Source organism: Actinacidiphila sp. DG2A-62 (assembly GCF_035825295.1).
Lineage (GTDB): Bacteria > Actinomycetota > Actinomycetes > Streptomycetales > Streptomycetaceae > Actinacidiphila.
In genome coordinates, this window is sequence record NZ_JAYMGI010000002.1 from 4,002,074 (window position 1) to 4,018,553 (window position 16,480).

A 16,480-nucleotide genomic window follows, 5' to 3' on the forward strand; every position below is an offset into this window, starting at 1 on the left:
AGGCACGCCGCACCTACAGCCCGCGCGAGCGCATGGTGTTCAGCGCGGCCCAGCTGATCAGGCGCGACGGCGTGGCCGCCACCGGCATGCGGGAGGTGGCCGCGCACGCGCAGGCACCGCGCGGTTCGCTGCAGCACTACTTCCCCGGCGGCAAGGAGCAGCTGGTCAACGAGGCCGTCGCCTGGGGCGGCCGGTACGCGGGCCGTCGCGTCGCCCGGTTCATGGCGGCCATGGACGCGCCGACGCCCGGCGGGCTCTTCGCCGCGATGGTGGCGCAGTGGCGTGAGGAGTACCTGACCTCGGGGTTCGCCGCGGGCTGCCCCGTCGCGGCGGCGACCGTGGACTGTGCGGAGTCCGTCCCCTCGACCCGCGAGGCGGTGGCCGCGGCTTTCGCGACGTGGAACGTCCCGGTCGCCGAAGCCCTCGTCTCGATGGGGGTCGCGCCCTCGCAGGCGCCCGACCTGGCCACCGTCATGATCAGCACACTGGAAGGCGCGATCCTCATCGCCCGGGCCGAGCAGGACGTCCGCGCGCTCGACGCGGCGGCGACGCAGTTGGGCCCGATGCTGGACGCGTGCGTGCGGCGCGGCTGAGCGACGCCTACGTGACCGCACGAAGCGGCTGAGCGGCGCGGCCGGGAGGACCGCGGAGACGAGCCCCGCGCAGCCCCCGCGCATATGAACGGATCACCCCACGCGTTTGCCGCACCGGCCCACGGGCACCCGCCCTCACGAACGCCACCGGGACCGCGTGCCCGTGTTCTCCGTGCGTTCTGTCGTGCGCGCGACGCACGACGACGGGAGGTGCGGAGGGCACGCACGGCACGCGAGCAGAGCGTGAGGAGACGCGGTCATGGTCGAACCGATCCCCGAGCCGGGCGCGAGCGACGCGGAGCACCCGTACGAGCTGAGCGACGCGGAGGGTGGACAGGCCGCGGACGAGAGCCCGGCGCGCACCGTCGGCGCGCCCGGCGCGGCGCCGACGAGCGAGAGCGCGATGGCCCCCGGCCGGATCGTGGTCGGGGTGGACGGTTCCGAGCCGTCCCTCGAAGCGCTGCGGTGGGCCGGCCGGCAGGCGTCGCTGACCGGCGCGGCGCTGGAGGCCGTGATCGCGTGGGAGATGCCCGGCGCCTACGGATGGGCCGGGATGCCGGGCCTGCCGGAGGATTTCGATCTTGAGGAACCGGCCGCACGGGCGCTGGACGACGCGGTGCGCGCCGCGCTGCCGCCCGAACAGGCCTCGGCGGTGAACCAGGTCGTGGTGATGGGAAACGCGGCGCAGGCCGTCCTCGACCGCGGGCAGGGCGCCGAACTGATCGTGGTCGGGGTGCGCGGCCTCGGCACGTTCAGGGCCACGCTGCTGGGCTCGGTCAGCCACACGGTCACGCTGCACGCGTCGTGCCCGGTCGTGGTGGTGCGCGGGGCCGCGGCGCAGGCGGAGGCCGGCTCGGGCTCGGGCTCGGGCTCGGGCTCGGGCTCGGGCTCGGGCTCGGGCTGAGCGTCGGCGCGATGCCGGCCGAGCGCGGTCCGAGCCTGCTTTTCCACTCTCCCCACTACCGCTGTGACCTGCGCTTTCGTGAGGTTGTCCACAGGCTGCGAAGAGGGCCTCACCGAATGTGCGTGCGGCGGAGCATCATGGGGGCATGAACGAGATCACCGGGTCCGCGAGCGGGTCCATGCCGGAGTGGGAGAAGCGGTTTCGCGCGCCGCGCGTCGGACTGCCCGAGTGGGCGGAGGACGCGCCGGAGCGCAGCCTCTTCGTGTCGAACGTGACGGGTACGTACGAGCTGTACGCGTGGGATCGGGTGACGGGCAGCCGCCGCCAGGTCACCGACCGGCCGAACGGCACGACGGAGGGCGCGCTCAGCCGGGACGGCGCGTGGGTGTGGTGGTTCTCGGACACCGACGGCGACGAGTTCGGGGTCTGGATGAAGCAGCCGTTCGGCGGTGGCGAGGACATACCGGCCGCGCCGGGCCTCGCCCCCTCCTATCCGGCCGGGCTGGCGCTGGGCGTGGGCGGGCTCGCGGTGATCGGGCGCTCGACGGACGACGAGGGCACGTCCGTCCATGTCGTGCCGCCTTCGGGCGATCCGTATCTGATCTACCGGCACGAGGAGTCCGGCGGCGTCGGTGATCTGTCCGAGGACGGCACGCTGGTGGTCATCGAGCACACCGAGCACGGCGACGCGATGCACAGCGCGCTGCGCGTGGTGCGGGTGGCGGACGGCTCGACGGTGGCCGAGCTGGACGACACCGACGGCGGCTCCCGCGAGCTCGGCCTGGACTGCCTCGGTTTCGCACCGATCCCCGGTGACCCCCGGCTGCTGGTCGGCCACCAGCGGGCCGACCGCTGGCTGCCGATGATCTGGGACACCTCGACCGGCGAGGAGACCGACCTCGGCATCGACCTGCCGGGGGACGTGCACGCCGAGTGGTATCCGGACGGCTCCGCGCTGCTCGTGGTGCATGACTTCCACGCCCGCAGCGAGATGTTCCGCTACGACCTGGCGGCGCGGGAGCTGACCCGGCTGGACACCCCGGCCGGATCGGTCGGCGGCGCCTCGGCGCGGCCGGACGGCTCGGTGGAGTTCCTGTGGTCGTCCGCGGAACTGCCGCCCGCGGTCCGCTCGACCACCGGAGCGGTCGTGCTTGAGGCGCCGGGGCTGCGGGCGCCGGACTCGGTGCCGGTGGAGGACGTGTGGGTGGACGGCCCCGGCGGCCGCATCCACGCCCTGGTGCAGCGTCCGGCCGGCGGCGGCTCCGGTCCGTGGCCGACGGTCTTCGAGATCCACGGCGGGCCGACCTGGCACGACTCGGACGCGTTCGCGGCGGGCCCGGCGGCCTGGCTGGACCACGGCTTCGCGGTCGTGCGGGTCAACTACCGCGGGTCGACGGGCTACGGCAGGCAGTGGACGGACGCCCTGAAGCACCGGGTCGGGCTGATCGAGCTGGAGGACATCGGCGCGGTGCGCGAGTGGGCGGTCGGCTCGGGGCTCGCCGACCCGCAGCGGCTGGTCCTGACCGGCGGGTCGTGGGGCGGGTATCTGACCCTGCTCGGTCTGGGCACCCAGCCGGAGGCGTGGACGGTGGGCATAGCCGCGGTCCCCGTCGCCGACTACCCGACCGCCTACGCCGACGAGATGGAAGCTCTCAAGGCGCTCGACCGCACCTTCTTCGGCGGGTCCCCCGAGGAGGTGCCCGAACGCTACGAGGCGTCGTCGCCGCTCACCTACGTCGAGCAGGTCAAGGCCCCGGTGTACATCAGCGCGGGCATGAACGACCCGCGCTGTCCGATACGCCAGATCGACAACTACGTCGAGCGGCTGCGCGCCCTGGACAAGCCGCACGAGGTGTACCGGTACGACGCGGGCCACGGGTCGCTGGTGGTGGAGGAGCGGATCAAGCAGGTCCGGTTGGAACTCGCCTTCGCTCTGCGGCACGCGGGGAGCTGACCGGCTCCTCGGGGTCGCCGTCCGAGCGGCCGCCGCCCGCGCCGTCGGGGTCCGCGCCGTCGGGGTCCGCGGCGCCGGGGGCGTCCACGTCGGCCGTCCTCTCCGCGTCGTCCGTCCCGGCGGTCTCGGGGAGCAGGCCGAGCGCGGCGTCGGCCCGGGCCTCGCCCTCGCGGCGCACCAGCCGGAACCACATGAAGACGACGAAGCCGGCGAAGACGAACCACTGGCCGGTGTAGCCGAGGTTCTGGAACGCCTTGAGGTCCAGCCCGCTGTTGGGCGGCGCCGCCGGGGGCACCGCCTTCAGCGGGGCCGCGGTGTGGGTCGCGGTGATCCAGCCGTTGTACACGGAGTAAGGGAGGACGTTGACGAGTGACGCAGCGCTGATGATGCCGAGCTGACCGGAGGGCAGCGCGCCGGACTGGGCGCCGTCGGTCCCGGTGGTCTCGGGGTACTGCAGGGCCCCGGTCACCGTGACCGTTCCGGTCGGCGGGGCCGGCACCGAGCCGGCCCGCCCGGCGGCGGACGCGTCGCCGGGGAGCCAGCCGCGCACCACGGGCAGCGCGGCGCCGCCGCCGATCCGCAAGGGGGTGAGGACGTAGAAGCCGTCGTGGCCGTCCAGCGTGCGGTCCGGCACCAGGAGTTGGTGGGCGGGGTCGTAGCTGCCGGTCGCGTCGACCAGGCGTCCCGAGCCGTCGTCGGGGACCTGGGAGGCGGCGTCGGGCAGCACCGTCCGCAGCGGCACGGGCGCCTCGGTCGCGGCCTGGCTCCGGTCGTGTTCGGCGCTCTTGTGCTGGTCGACCCGGACCTCGAACCGACTGAGCTGCCAGCTGCCCATGAACACGCAGAACGGCACGGCGAGCAGCGCGAGCACACTGACCGCCAGCCAGCGGGGGGTGAGCAGGAACCGGTACACGCCTCAACGGTACGGGTGCGGTCCGCGGCCCCGGCACCCGCCCCCGGCCCGCGGGCCACCCGCCCCCGCCCCGCGGGCGTCGGCCCCGGTCACGCGCCCGGCGCCGTCAGGACGCCGGGGCGGCCCCGGCGTCGGCGATCGGCGCGGCGGTGTAGACGGTGCCGGCGCACACGTTCTGGATGACGGGGCCGGTGACCACCGGGGCGCCCGCGGCCGGGGTGTGGTTCAAGGCGATGCTGCCGGACGCCGGCGTGGTGGGGTCGCTGCCGGAGTCCGGCGGGGTGTCGGCCGCGCCCGCGGCGTCGGCGGAGTTGGCGGAACCGGTGTCGGCGCCGGTGCCGGTGCCGCCGCCCGCGGTGGTGCCGGTCCCCGCGTCGGTACCGCCGCCGGCGGTGGGCGTGTCACTCGGCGTCGGGGTGGTCGGCGGCGTGGTCGGCACGGTGCAGCCGCCCGGGCCGTCGCCGGAGGGCACCCACGCGAAGTCGACCTTGTAGTCCTCGCCGGGTTTGAGGACGACCGGGCCGGCCGTGGTGGGCAGCGCGGCGGCCGCGTCGCCGGCGGTGTGCGTGACGACCTGGATCCGGGACGGGTCGGCGTCGCCCTGGGCCAGCGCCTGCACCAGGCCGCCGCTGGGCACGGTGCAGGGGGTGTCGGAGACGTTGGAGAGGCGGAACCAGCCGTAGACCGTGCCGTCGCCGTCCGGGCTGTCGGCGCTGCTCGCGCCCTGCCCGAGCTGGTCGCCGGTGCAGTCCGGCACCGGGGCACCGGTCGTGGTCGGCGTGGTCGGCGGGAGGGCCGGGCCGCCCGAGCCGGTGCTCGGGTGCGGCTTGCCCGGGGAGCTGTCGGGCCCGGCGGAGGTCTGCCAGGTGGGCCGGCCCGGGAGCTGGGCGTGCCCGTCCTCGCCGAGCCCGTCGGTGGCGGTGGGGCGCACGCCGGCCGCGGTGGTGGCCGGGTCGCTGCCGCTGCCGGCGGCGTGCACCAGCGCGGGGATCGCCACCACCGCAAGCACGAGGGTGGCGGCGGCGCCGACCATCGCCTGGCGGCGGCGCTGGCGGCGCTGGGGAACGGCGCGGCGCAGGTACTCCAGGGCGTCGGGCGAGCCCTGGAGGTCGCTCACGGCGTCGCGCATCAGCGCGCGCAGGGCCTCCTCGTCCGCCGTCTCGCCGTTCAGCGGCCCGGCGGGCGAGGAGATGTCGTGGGAGGAGGAGATCTGCTGGTCCATCTCGGATGCGTCGTGTGTGCGGGTGTCGTCTGTACCGGGGACGTCCGGGGAGACGCCGGGGGTTGCCCCGTCACCGGAGCGGGGTGCGTCGCCGGAGGCGGAGGCGCCGCCCGGCGGGACGGCGTCGCCGGAGGCGGAGGCGCCGCCCGGCGGGACGGCGTCGCCGTCGAAGGCCCGGCGGTCGTCGGGCGTGGTCATGTCGCGGCCTCCATCGCGACGCGCAGCGCCGCGAGCCCACGCGAACCGTACGCCTTGACCGAGCCGAGGGAGATGCCGAGCGTCTCGGCGACCTGGGCTTCGGTCATGTCGGCGAAGTAGCGCAGCACCAGCACCTCGCGCTGGCGGCGCTGCAGGGCGCGCATCGCGGCCTTGAGCTGGTCGCGCTCCAGGATCTCGTAGGCGCCCTCCTCCGCGCTGGCCATGTCGGGCATCGGCTTGGAGAGGAGCTTCAGGCCGAGTATCCGGCGGCGCAGGGCGGAACGGGAGAGGTTGACCACCGTCTGGCGGAGGTAGGCGAGGGTCTTCTCGGGGTCGCGGACGCGGCTGCGCGCCGAGTGCACCCGTATGAAGGCCTCCTGGACCACGTCCTCGCAGGAGGCCGTGTCGTCCAGCAGCAGCGCGGCCAGGCCCAGCAGCGAGCGGTAGTGGGCACGGTAGGTCTCGGTGAGGTGATCGACCGTGGTGCCGACTGCCATGGGGGTGTCGGCGTCCTCACTGCCCGTGCGGCTGGTGCTGCCGTTGCCGGCGGCGCCCTTGGTGCGGCCGGAGCCGTCGGTGGTGTCGGTCGTGGTGCCGACCCGCACCGGCCACGGCGCGATCACCGGGATACCGCCGACAGGACGGTCGGCCGTGCGCGCCCGCGGGACGCGCGGCGGAGCGACGGTGCCGCCCCGCACGCCGAATGCCGTCTCGATACCCAGTGCCTCCGCCACGCCAGTTGGACACGCATCCCCCCGCCAGGGTTGTACGCGCATGGCACTTCGCCGGACCGCGGGCCGAATATCCCCATGTGCGTACCAGCTTCTTCCTCAACGCCCCATCGACACCGACGCCCCCTGACCGCGCTCGGTGTGCAGCACCCTAGGGCAGTGCGCTGACACAAAGACGCTCCCCCGGGGCCGTCGGTTGCAGCCGCGGGGGAGGTGATTGTCCAACGCGCGGGCGACGCGGATCAAGTGGTCCAGACCAGCCACCGCCGCGCCGCCTCGCCGCGCCGCCTCGCTGCGGCGCCGTCAGCGACCCGTGCCGCCGTACACCACGGCCTCGTCGCTGTCGCTGTCCAGGCCGAACGCCGAGTGCACCGCCTGCACGGCCGGCTTCACGTCGTCGATCCTGGTGACGACCGAGATCCGGATCTCCGAGGTCGAGATCAGCTCGATGTTCACCCCGGCGTTCGACAGCGCCTCGAAGAACGTCGCGGTGACCCCCGGGTTGGTCTTCATCCCGGCGCCGACCAGCGAGATCTTGCCGATCTGGTCGTCGTAGCGCAGCGAGTCGAAGGCGATCACCGACTGCGTCCTGGACAGCGCCTCCATCGCGCGGTGCCCCTCGGACTTGGGCAGCGTGAAGGAGATGTCGGTCAGGCCCGTGGCCGCGGCCGAGACGTTCTGCACGACCATGTCGATGTTGATCTCGGCGTCCGCGATGGCCCGGAAGATCGTCGCCGCCTCGCCCGGCTTGTCCGGCACCCCGACGACCGTGATCTTCGCCTCGGAGGTGTCGTGCGAGACACCGGAGATGATCGCCTGCTCCATCGGCTTCTCCCCTTGCGGTGGTTCGTTGCTGACCCAGGTGCCCGGAAGTCCGGAGAACGAGGACCGTACGTGGATCGGGATGTTGTAGCGGCGGGCGTACTCGACGCACCGGTGCAGCAGCACCTTGGACCCGGAACTGGCCAGTTCCAGCATGTCCTCGAAGGCGATCCACTCCATCTTGCGGGCCCGCTTGACCACCCGCGGGTCGGCGGTGAAGACCCCGTCGACGTCGGTGTAGATCTCGCAGACCTCGGCGTCCAGCGCCGCCGCCAGCGCCACCGCGGTGGTGTCCGAGCCGCCGCGGCCGAGCGTCGTGATGTCCTTCTTGTCCTGCGAGACGCCCTGGAAGCCGGCGACGATCGCGATGTTCCCCTCGTCCAGCGCGGTGCGGATGCGGCCGGGCGTGACGTCGATGATCCGCGCCTTGTTGTGCACCGAGTCGGTGATCACACCGGCCTGGCTGCCGGTGAACGACTGCGCCTCGTGGCCGAGGCTTTTGATCGCCATCGCCAGCAGCGCCATGGAGATCCGCTCTCCTGCGGTCAGCAGCATGTCGAACTCGCGGCCCGCCGGGATGGGCGAGACCTGCTCCGCGAGATCGATGAGCTCGTCCGTCGTGTCGCCCATCGCGGACACCACGACGACCACCTGGTGGCCGGCCTTCTTGGTGTCGACGATCCGCCGGGCGACCCGCTTGATGCCTTCGGCATCGGCGACGGAGGAGCCGCCGTACTTCTGCACGACAAGGCCCACGTGCGCTCCTCGCTCAGGGGTGGATGCGGTCGCCCCAGTCTAACGAGCAGGCCGAACCCGCCCCGGGCCGGTCGTATGGTGAGACGGGGCGTTCAGTACGTGATCATGTCCCCGGCTACACCGCGCCCGCTCGCGCCGCGCTCCCCCCACCGGCTCAGGAACGCCGGCGGCGCAGCCCCATCGTGCCCAGCTCCGCCTCCATGACCTCGCCGGCCTCGCGGGCGAGCTGCTCCTCGTCGTCCTCGTCGTTGCCGGTGTCGAGTCCGTCCAGTTCGTCCAGCGGGCTGTCCAGGCGTACGTGCGCCACCAGCGACTGCAGCGCGCGCAGCGAGGCGCTCGCGGTCGCCCCCCAGTTGGACAGATAGGAAAACTGCCACCACCACAGCGCCTCGGACACCCGCCCGGCCCTGAAGTGCGCGATGCCGTGCGTCAGGTCGGCCACCACGTCCGCCAGGTCGTCGGAGATCCGGCAGGCCACCGGCGTGGACCGGGGCACGTACGGGTCGAAGACCTCGGAGTAGACGTCGATCGGCTCCAGCAGCGACGCGAGCCGCTGCCGCAGGTCGTCCTCGTCCGGCTCGGGCCCGGCGTCCGGCTCGTACCGCTCGTCCGGGACGATGTCCTCGTGCGCGCCGAGCCGGCCGCTGGCCAGCAGCAGCTGCGAGACCTCCAGCAGCAGGTACGGCACCGCGCTGTCCGGGTCGTCGCCCTTGGCGACCTCGCGCACCGACAGCACGAAGCTCTCGACCTGGTCGGCGATCTGCACCGCGAACTCGTCCGGCTCCTGCGGAACGCCGCCCCCGGCCGCCACGGCCTCGGCCGCTCCGGCCCCGCCGGCTGTCCCGGACGCACCGCTCCGTCCGGCCGTCCCGGACGCCCCGGTCCCGCCGGCCGTCCCGCCCGCTCCGCCCGCACCGGCTGTCGTCGCCGCCGTCCGGGCCTGCTCCTTCTCCACCGGCTTCCTCTTCACCTGCTGCTTCTTGTTCACCACGGCCTCAGACATCCAGCAACCGCCTCCCTTCGAAGGCCCGCCCCAGCGTGACCTCGTCCGCGTACTCCAAGTCGCCGCCCACCGGCAGCCCGCTCGCCAGCCGGGTCACCCGCAGACCCATCGGCTTGACCATCCGGGCCAGGTACGTCGCCGTCGCCTCGCCCTCCAGATTCGGGTCGGTCGCCAGGATCAGCTCGGTGACGGTGCCGTCGGCGAGCCGGGTGAGCAGTTCCCTTATCCGCAGGTCGTCCGGGCCCACACCTTCGATCGGGCTGATGGCGCCGCCCAGGACGTGGTACTTCCCCCGGAACTCCCTCGTACGCTCGATCGCCACGACGTCCTTCGGCTCCTCGACCACGCAGATCACCGCGGGGTCCCGGCGCGGGTCGCGGCAGACCCGGCACTGCTCGTCCTGCGCGACGTTCCCGCACACCGCGCAGAACCGCACCTTCGCCTTGACCTCGGTCAACGCGTGCGCGAGCCGTCGCACATCGGTCGGATCGGCCTGCAGGATGTGGAAGGCGATCCGCTGCGCGCTCTTGGGACCCACGCCGGGCAGCCTGCCCAGCTCGTCGATCAGGTCCTGAACCACGCCTTCGTACACGCCGGCGGCCTTCCTCGAAAACGGTGCAGTGGGTGGGTGGATAGGGGGGTCGTGGGCGCGGGTGGGGCGGTGCGCCCGCGGGATCGGGGTCGGGGTCGGGGGTCGGCTACGGATACAGGGGGCGGATGCGGGATACGGGCCCGGTCGTGGACACGGATACGGGCCCGCGGCCGCTCCTGTGCCGCCCCCGCCCGCGTGGCCACCGCCGGAACGCCGACCCGCGGGCCGCGGCGGTCAGAACGGCAGGCCAGGGATGCCTCCGCCGCCCAGCCCCTGCGCGAGCGGGCCGAGCTTGGCCTGCTGGAGTCGCTGCGCGGCCTCGTTCGCGTTGTGGACGGCGGCCACCACCAGGTCGGCGAGGGTCTCGGTGTCCTCCGGGTCGACCGCCTTGGGGTCGATCACCAGCGCACGCAGCTCACCGGCGCCGCTGACCGTCGCCTTGACCAGGCCGCCGCCGGCCGAGCCCTCCACATCGGTCTCCGCCAACTCCTGCTGAGCCGCGGCGAGATCCTGCTGCATCTTCTGGGCCTGCTGGAGCAGCGCCTGCATGTTGGGCTGACCGCCACCGGGGATCACGGGATTCGCTCCTGCCTGTGCCGTGCCGTCGCATTCACGTGTGCACGCGTTCACGCGCTGACGTGGTCCACGTGATGTCGCACGAGGTTTTCATGTGACAGGGCGAGCCTACGTGCTCGTACGGCGGATCGCCCTACGCCGTACGGAGGATCGGCGTGGCGCGTCGTGCACCCCAGGGCGTACGGGCTGTGTTCCACGTGAAACACCAGGTCACGACAAGGTTGCCACCGGAACGAAACCCCGAGGTGGTGGGCCCGGCGGGCCGGGACGACGCCGGGATCACCCGTGGTCGATCTCCTCGATCACGGTCGCGCCCAGCTCCCTGATGAACAGGTCGTGGCCGCTGAGCGCGGAGTCGACGAGGTCCGGGTCGTCGTCCTCGGGGATGTCGTCCTCCAGCGGCGGCGGCTCGTCCATCGCGGGCGGCGGACCGCCGTACGGCTCCGCGCGGGGGGCGGGAGGACCGGAGCGGGGGCCGGGCGTCGAGCCGGCGGGGCGTCCCGCGGCCGCGGCGGCGTACTGAGCGGAGCCGGTGGGGCCTCCTCCGGGGCCGCCGGAACCGGACCCGGAGCCGGCGGAGCCGGGACCGCCGCCGGGGCCCGCGCCTGTCCCGGGGCCGCCCACCGCGGTCGCGGTCGCCGCCGTCGCCGCCGTCGCCGCGGAGGAGAAGGCGGCCGACGCGCCCGGGGGCTGCGCCGCGGCCGAGGGCCGGCCGGGGCCCTGGCTCGGGCCCGCGCCCGCCTGGCCCGCGCCCGGGTAGCCCTGCGGGGGACGGGAGGGGCCGCCGCCGAAGCCGCCGCCACCACCGCCACCGCCTCCGTAACCGCCGGAGGGGCCGCCGGGCGCGCCGCCACCGCCGCCTCCTCCGCCCGAGGGGTCGACGATGGCCTCGATCTTCCACTGCACGCCGAGCGCGTCGCTGATCGCCTGCTTCAGGACGTCCTCGCTGCCGCTGTTGGCGAAGCTGTTGCGGGCGCCGGGGTTGTCGAAGCCGATCTGCAGCGTCTCGCCGTCGAACCCGGCGACCTGCGCGTTGTTGAACAGCAGCATCCACGTCAGGCGGCGGCGGTTCTTGACCGCCTCCAGGATGTTCGGCCACATCTGGCGGACCCGGGACGGGTCGCCGAGCGGCGCGGCGGACTGCGGCGGCGCGGGGGCCGCCGATGCGGCGGCCGGCCCGGGGGCGGGCTCTGGGCCGGCGGGCGGGCAGGCGGCTCGGACTGCGGCGGCCGGGGGGCGGGCGTACCCGTCGCGCCGGGCGCTCCCGCCGCGCCGGCGCCGGGGGCCGCGGTGGTGGGCCACGCTCCGGGGCGCGGTGCGGCGGGCGCCGCGGGCGGACTGCTCGGCGGCGCGCCCGCGCCGGGCGCGGCAGGGGTGGGCCAGGCGCCGGGCGCGGGGGGCTGGGCCTCGGGCGCGGGCGTGGCGGCGCCGGGTGTCGGGGTGCCGTGCGGGGGTGTGCCCTGCGGGGATGTGCCCTGCGGGGGCGTGTTCTGCGGGGGCGGCGGCGCGACCGGGTGCGGCGGTGCGACCGGCGCCGCGGCCGAGGGGTCCGCGGTGGGCGCCGGGGGTGCCGTTACGGCGGGTCCCGACGGCGTACGGCCCATGGCGGCGCGGGCGGCGGCCGCTCCCCCGGGCCCGGCGGGCGTACCGGCGCCGGGGCCTGAGCCCGGACCCGTACCGGACCCCGCGCCGGGGGCGTACCCCGCGCCGCTTCCGTACCCCCCGGCGGGGTCACCGCCCGGGGCGGCCGTCATCGCGACCGCGCCGGAGGCGATGCCGCGTTCGAGGCGTTCCAGGCGCGCCTGGACCGACCGCTCGTCGTCGTACGCGGCGGGCAGCAGCACGCGCGCGCAGATCAGTTCGAGCTGGAGGCGGGGGGAGGTGGCGCCGCGCATCTCCGTCAGACCCGCGTTGACCAGGTCGGCGGCGCGGCTCAGCTCGGCGGCGCCGAAGACCGATGCCTGGGCCCGCATGCGTTCCACCACGTCGCGCGGCGCGTCGATCAGGCCCTTGTCCACCGCGTCCGGGACGGCGGCGATGATCACCAGGTCCCGTAGGCGTTCCAGCAGGTCGGCGACGAAGCGGCGGGGGTCGTGGCCGCCCTCGATCACCCGGTCGACGATCTCGAAGACCGCGGCGCCGTCGCCGGCGGCGAAGGCGTCGACCACGTCGTCCAGCAGCGCGGCGTCGGTGTACCCGAGCAGGGCGGTGGCCATGGCGTACGTCACACCGTCCGCGCCCGCGCCGGCCAGCAACTGGTCCATGACCGACATCGAGTCGCGCACCGAACCGGCCCCGGCGCGCACCACCAGCGGGTACACGCCGTCCTCGACCCGGATCGCCTCGCGCTCGCACACCTCGGCGAGGTGGTCGCGCAGCGTGCCGGGGGGACCAGGCGGAAGGGGTAGTGGTGGGTGCGGGAGCGGATGGTGCCGATGACCTTCTCGGGCTCGGTCGTGGCGAAGATGAACTTCAGGTGCTCCGGCGGCTCCTCGACCACCTTCAGCAGGGCGTTGAACCCCGCGGAGGTGACCATGTGGGCCTCGTCGATGATGTAGATCTTGTAGCGGCTGCCCGCGGGGCCGAAGAACGCCTTCTCCCGCAGGTCACGGGCGTCGTCCACGCCGCCGTGCGAGGCGGCGTCGATCTCGATGACGTCGATCGAGCCGGGGCCGTTCCTGGCCAGGTCCAGGCAGGAGCGGCACTCGCCGCAGGGGGTGGGGGTGGGGCCCTGCTCGCAGTTCAGGCAGCGGGCGAGGATGCGCGCGCTGGTCGTCTTCCCGCAGCCGCGCGGCCCGCTGAACAGGTACGCGTGGTTGACCCGGTTGTTGCGCAGGGCCTGCTGCAACGGGTCCGTGACGTGCTCCTGCCCGATGACCTCGGCGAAGGTCTCGGGGCGGTAGCGGCGATAGAGAGCGAGAGACACGAGTACGAGGTTATCCGCGCGGACCGACAACGCGCCCCCGGCTCGGGGGGCGGGCCCGGGGGCGGGGCCTGAGCGGGGGCTCGCGGCGGGGCGGGGGGCCTCCGGCGGTGTGGGCGGGCGGCGCGGCCGGGAGGGGCCGGGCGGCGCGGCCGGGAGGGGCCGGGGGCCAGGGGAAGCCGGCGGGACCGGGGGCCGGGAGGAGCCAGGAAACTGCGGGAGCCGGCGGGACCCGGGGCAGCCGGGGGGCCACGAAGCTGCGGGAACCGGCGGGAGCCGGGGTCCCGGCAAAGCGAAGACCCCCCACGTACCCGCCAGAGCCCACCTACCCTTGCTGCCTTCCGGCCCTGGGGGAGTTCAGCGAGATAGCGCCACGTGAGGGGCTGCAGCCCACCCTACCCGATCCCCTCCCCCCACATCGAGTTCGCACCCACCCCCTCGCGTCTTGTACTGTTCCCCACGGAGGATTCGCCTAGAGGCCTAGGGCGCACGCTTGGAAAGCGTGTTGGGGGCAACCCCTCACGAGTTCGAATCTCGTATCCTCCGCACCCGCCCACCAGGGCAAACGTCGGCCCGGACAGCATTGCTGTTCGGGCCTACGTCGTTACAGGGTTGCAGTTTGGGTTGCAGTTGCCATGATCAGACGGCGGGAGGCTGCTGGTCCGGGCGGGTCCAGAGCAGTCCGCCGACCTTGTCGGCTGTGTCCTTGAGGACGCGGTTGGTCAGGTGCTGGTAGCGGCGGCGCATGCGTGCTGACTGGCCGGGTTCCCAGCCCATGATCGCGTCTACGACGGTGTCGGGGACGCCGAGGATGAGCAGGATGGTGCCTGCGGTGTGGCGGGCGTCGTGCAGGCGGCCGTCGCGGAGGCTGGCGGCCTCCAGCAGCTCCTTCCACTTGTGGTGGTCGGTGTTGGGGTTGAGCGGCTCACCGGTCGGTGAGGTGAAGACGTATCCCTTCTCGACCCACAGGTTGCGGGCGAGGCGGCGCTCGTGGTCCTGTTCGTCGCGGTGCTGTGCGAGGAGCTTCATCAGCTCGTCGGGGACGCCGATGGGGCGCCGTCCGGCGCGGGACTTGGTCTCCTTGGTCTCGCGGCGGGTGTTGATCTTCTGCGGCCAGTAGCCGGGTTTGCGACCGCAGGGCGTGCCGCAGCCGTGCTGGTAGCGGGGCCGCAATCGGCCCCGGTGGACGACGAGCACGCCGAGGTCGAAGTCGACGTCCGCCCACTTCAGTCCGAGCACCTCGCCCTGCCGGAGGCCGAGCGACAGGGCGATGACCCACCGGGCGGCGTTCCGCTCGCGGTTGGCCACCTCCAGGAGGAGCTGGACCTCCTCGACCGTGTAGGGCACCACTTCTTCCTCGACGAGGCGTGGGGCCTTGGCGATGGTGGCGGGGTTCTCGGTGAGGTGGCGGCGGCGCTTGGCCTCGTTGAGGGCGGCGCGCAGGGTGCGGTGTGCCTGGTGGGCGGTTCCGGCTGAACTGCCGTTGTCCTGCATCTTCTTGTAGAAGCGCTCCAGGTGTTCGGGCTCCAGCTTGGTCAGGCGGTGGGCGCCGAGGCCGGGTATGAGGTGGTGATAGACGGCGACGCGGTAGCCGTCGATGGTGTTCTCGGAGACGTGCAGGGCTGCGATGTTCTCGACCCAGTGGGTCAGCCAGGATTCGACGGTCCAGGTCTGGCCGGGCTTGCGGACGCGGCCGGCGTCGCGCTCCTTTTCCAGTTCGCGGACGGCCCTGGTGGTCTCGGTGCGGGTCTTGCGCTTGACGTGGCGGCGGTCGGGCTTGCCGTTGTCCTTGACGCCGACGGTGACGTAGCCGTGCCACTTCCCGTCCTTGCCGAGGTAGATCGAGGAGGCGCCGTTGGGCTGCCGGGACTTTGCCATGACCGCCTCCTCAGGCCGCGAGAGCGACGGTCGAACGGGCGGGCTGAGTGCGGGCGGCGACGTACTGGTTCAGCGCCTCGGCCGGGATACGGCGCAAGCGACCTACCGTCACGGACGGGATCTCACCGGAGGCGAGCAGCGCGTACATGGTGGTCCGGCCGACGCTCAGACGCCGGGCGGCTTCCTCGACGGTGAGCGCAACCAACGTTGGGTCGTGCGTGGCCGAGCTGCTGGCCTGAAGGAGGCGCAGGAGATCCTGCTGGCTGACGCCGAGCGCGTCGGCCAGCAGGGCAAGGGGCGTGGGTGTTGCAGGCATGGGGTTCCTCTCGGCGGCGCGGGGCAACGCGCTGCCGTGCTGACTGGTGGGATGGGCGGTGAATGAAGGCATCCCGCGTGCCTGGTCCTCGGCGTTGGTAGCGCCGAGGACCGATGCGGGTGTGTGGCAGGGCTGAGCAGAAATCGGCGCGAGCCGCGACCGGGCTGACGGCCTGCACAGGGCGCACGACCAGGCGGGGGTCCCTGGCGGAGGAGGAGCCCCCCTACTGACCAGCAGACGGCCCCTTGCGCAGTGGGTCCCATGGGGAGTTCGGGGCGGGGTACCACTCGGGTGAGGTGTCCCCGCCGACGTCGACGCCCTGAGCCGCGAGGCGTTCCGCGATCTCGTCGTACTCGCGCTCGGCCTCTTCGAGCCGGGCTTTGGCGCCCTGCTCGATGTCGTGGGCGGTTCTCCACTCCTGCTCGGCCTTCTGGACGCGGTCGCCGGCCTCCTGCAGTTCGTAGTCCGGCTCGTCGGGGCCGGCGACGGCCTCGGTCATGAAGTGGGCGGCGGGGACGTTGAGGGCCTTGGCCAGGCCGACGACCTCGTCGAAGCGCAGCAGGCGGGTGCCGTTCTCGATCTTGGCGATCTGGGTCTGGTGGAACTTGAACCCGAGCTGGGTCATGCGCTCGGCTAGGTCTTCCTGCGACAGGCGAGCGGCCTTCCGCAGGACCTTCATGTTGTGCGCCACCAGGGCCTCGCCCTCAAGGGGCGTGTAGCGGTGCGCGTTCGGACTGGACATGTCGACCTCCCTTCGACCCGGTCTCGACGCGCCGGGATAGACCAAAACAATATCGCATGGAGAACCCATGCTGCAAGCGGTTGAGCTGTTCGTTATGCGATCGTGACACTGCCTGGACCAGCTTACATGCTGGAATCGCATGCTCTGAATATGCCAGGAGCGCTTGACTGGTGGTGCGTGACGGTGATACGAATGTTCTAATCCCGCATTGGGATCCCAATCTGAGGGAGGTTGAGCGTCGAGACCGACACCGCACAGCACAAAGCCCCCGGCGCTACCAACACCGGGGGCCTGACGGAAACCACGCCACCGCCCATCCCAGGACAGTCAGCCAACGGCGGACCGGGTTGCCCCCCG

Annotated in this window: 13 protein-coding genes, 1 tRNA gene, 1 other RNA gene and 1 pseudogene; 4 read left to right on the plus strand and 12 right to left on the minus strand. The window is 73.3% G+C overall.

The genetic code is table 11. The annotated features are described in order from the left end of the window. Positions 1-32: 32 nt before the first annotated feature. The 3 genes from VSR01_RS17835 to VSR01_RS17845 all read left to right on the plus strand — a co-directional run bounded on the left by VSR01_RS17835 (position 33) and on the right by VSR01_RS17845 (position 3,451). Positions 33-593, plus strand: a complete 561-nt coding sequence (locus VSR01_RS17835) for a helix-turn-helix domain-containing protein (RefSeq protein WP_326453697.1) — start codon at positions 33-35, stop codon at positions 591-593. A 403-nt stretch (positions 594-996) separates the two neighbouring features. Continuing rightward, positions 997-1,497 carry a universal stress protein gene (locus tag VSR01_RS17840; protein WP_326453698.1) on the plus strand — a complete coding sequence of 167 codons (501 nt, stop codon included), beginning with the start codon at positions 997-999 and terminating at the stop codon, positions 1,495-1,497. 145 nt (positions 1,498-1,642) lie between these two features. Further along, positions 1,643-3,451 (plus strand): S9 family peptidase, encoded by a 1,809-nt coding sequence (locus tag VSR01_RS17845; RefSeq protein WP_326450213.1) that lies wholly within the window; start codon positions 1,643-1,645, stop codon positions 3,449-3,451. Here the strand turns inward: VSR01_RS17845 and VSR01_RS17850 are convergent. From VSR01_RS17850 to ffs, 9 genes and pseudogenes are all read right to left on the minus strand, one after another. Then, entirely contained in the window at positions 3,399-4,364 is a 966-nt protein-coding gene (locus VSR01_RS17850; protein ID WP_326450214.1) for an SURF1 family protein, read from the minus strand. The two genes, VSR01_RS17845 and VSR01_RS17850, sit on opposite strands and share 53 nt — an antisense overlap. Positions 4,365-4,470: 106 nt before the next feature. Next, positions 4,471-5,784, minus strand: a complete 1,314-nt coding sequence (locus tag VSR01_RS17855; protein ID WP_326450215.1) for a hypothetical protein — start codon at positions 5,782-5,784, stop codon at positions 4,471-4,473. Continuing rightward, positions 5,781-6,518: a SigE family RNA polymerase sigma factor gene (locus tag VSR01_RS17860; protein ID WP_326450216.1), complete on the minus strand. Its 738-nt coding sequence runs from the start codon at positions 6,516-6,518 to the stop codon at positions 5,781-5,783. Before VSR01_RS17860 ends, VSR01_RS17855 begins: the two co-directional genes overlap by 4 nt. A 300-nt stretch (positions 6,519-6,818) precedes the next feature. Continuing rightward, positions 6,819-8,093, minus strand: coding sequence for an aspartate kinase (locus VSR01_RS17865; RefSeq protein ID WP_326450217.1), 1,275 nt, complete (start codon positions 8,091-8,093; stop codon positions 6,819-6,821). 154 nt (positions 8,094-8,247) lie between these two features. Further along, positions 8,248-8,904, minus strand: a complete 657-nt coding sequence (locus VSR01_RS17870) for a DUF5063 domain-containing protein (protein WP_326453699.1) — start codon at positions 8,902-8,904, stop codon at positions 8,248-8,250. 184 nt (positions 8,905-9,088) lie between these two features. Further along, entirely contained in the window at positions 9,089-9,688 is a 600-nt protein-coding gene (gene recR / locus VSR01_RS17875) for a recombination mediator RecR (RefSeq protein WP_326450218.1), read from the minus strand. Positions 9,689-9,922: 234 nt separating this feature from the next. Further along, complete coding sequence (locus VSR01_RS17880; protein ID WP_326450219.1) at positions 9,923-10,264, minus strand: YbaB/EbfC family nucleoid-associated protein; 342 nt, start codon at positions 10,262-10,264, stop codon at positions 9,923-9,925. 279 nt (positions 10,265-10,543) lie between these two features. Next, positions 10,544-13,190: pseudogene (locus VSR01_RS17885) on the minus strand (DNA polymerase III subunit gamma and tau). Positions 13,191-13,478: 288 nt separating this feature from the next. After that, positions 13,479-13,575, minus strand: an RNA gene (gene ffs / locus VSR01_RS17890) — signal recognition particle sRNA small type. Positions 13,576-13,648: 73 nt separating this feature from the next. Between ffs and VSR01_RS17895 the strand changes: the two genes are divergently transcribed. Continuing rightward, positions 13,649-13,733 (plus strand) — tRNA-Ser (locus VSR01_RS17895). Positions 13,734-13,826: 93 nt separating this feature from the next. On the opposite strand, the gene VSR01_RS17900 is transcribed toward VSR01_RS17895, so the two are convergent. From VSR01_RS17900 to VSR01_RS17910, 3 genes are all read right to left on the minus strand, one after another. Next, on the minus strand, positions 13,827-15,065 hold the full coding sequence (locus VSR01_RS17900; protein WP_326450220.1) for a tyrosine-type recombinase/integrase: 1,239 nt from the start codon (positions 15,063-15,065) through the stop codon (positions 13,827-13,829). A 10-nt stretch (positions 15,066-15,075) separates the two neighbouring features. Continuing rightward, positions 15,076-15,381 carry a helix-turn-helix domain-containing protein gene (locus VSR01_RS17905; RefSeq protein ID WP_326450221.1) on the minus strand — a complete coding sequence of 102 codons (306 nt, stop codon included), beginning with the start codon at positions 15,379-15,381 and terminating at the stop codon, positions 15,076-15,078. Between the two features lie 223 nt (positions 15,382-15,604). Then, a complete protein-coding gene (locus VSR01_RS17910) occupies positions 15,605-16,123 on the minus strand; it encodes a helix-turn-helix domain-containing protein (RefSeq protein WP_326450222.1) in 519 nt (172 codons plus the stop codon). Positions 16,124-16,480 lie beyond the last annotated feature (357 nt).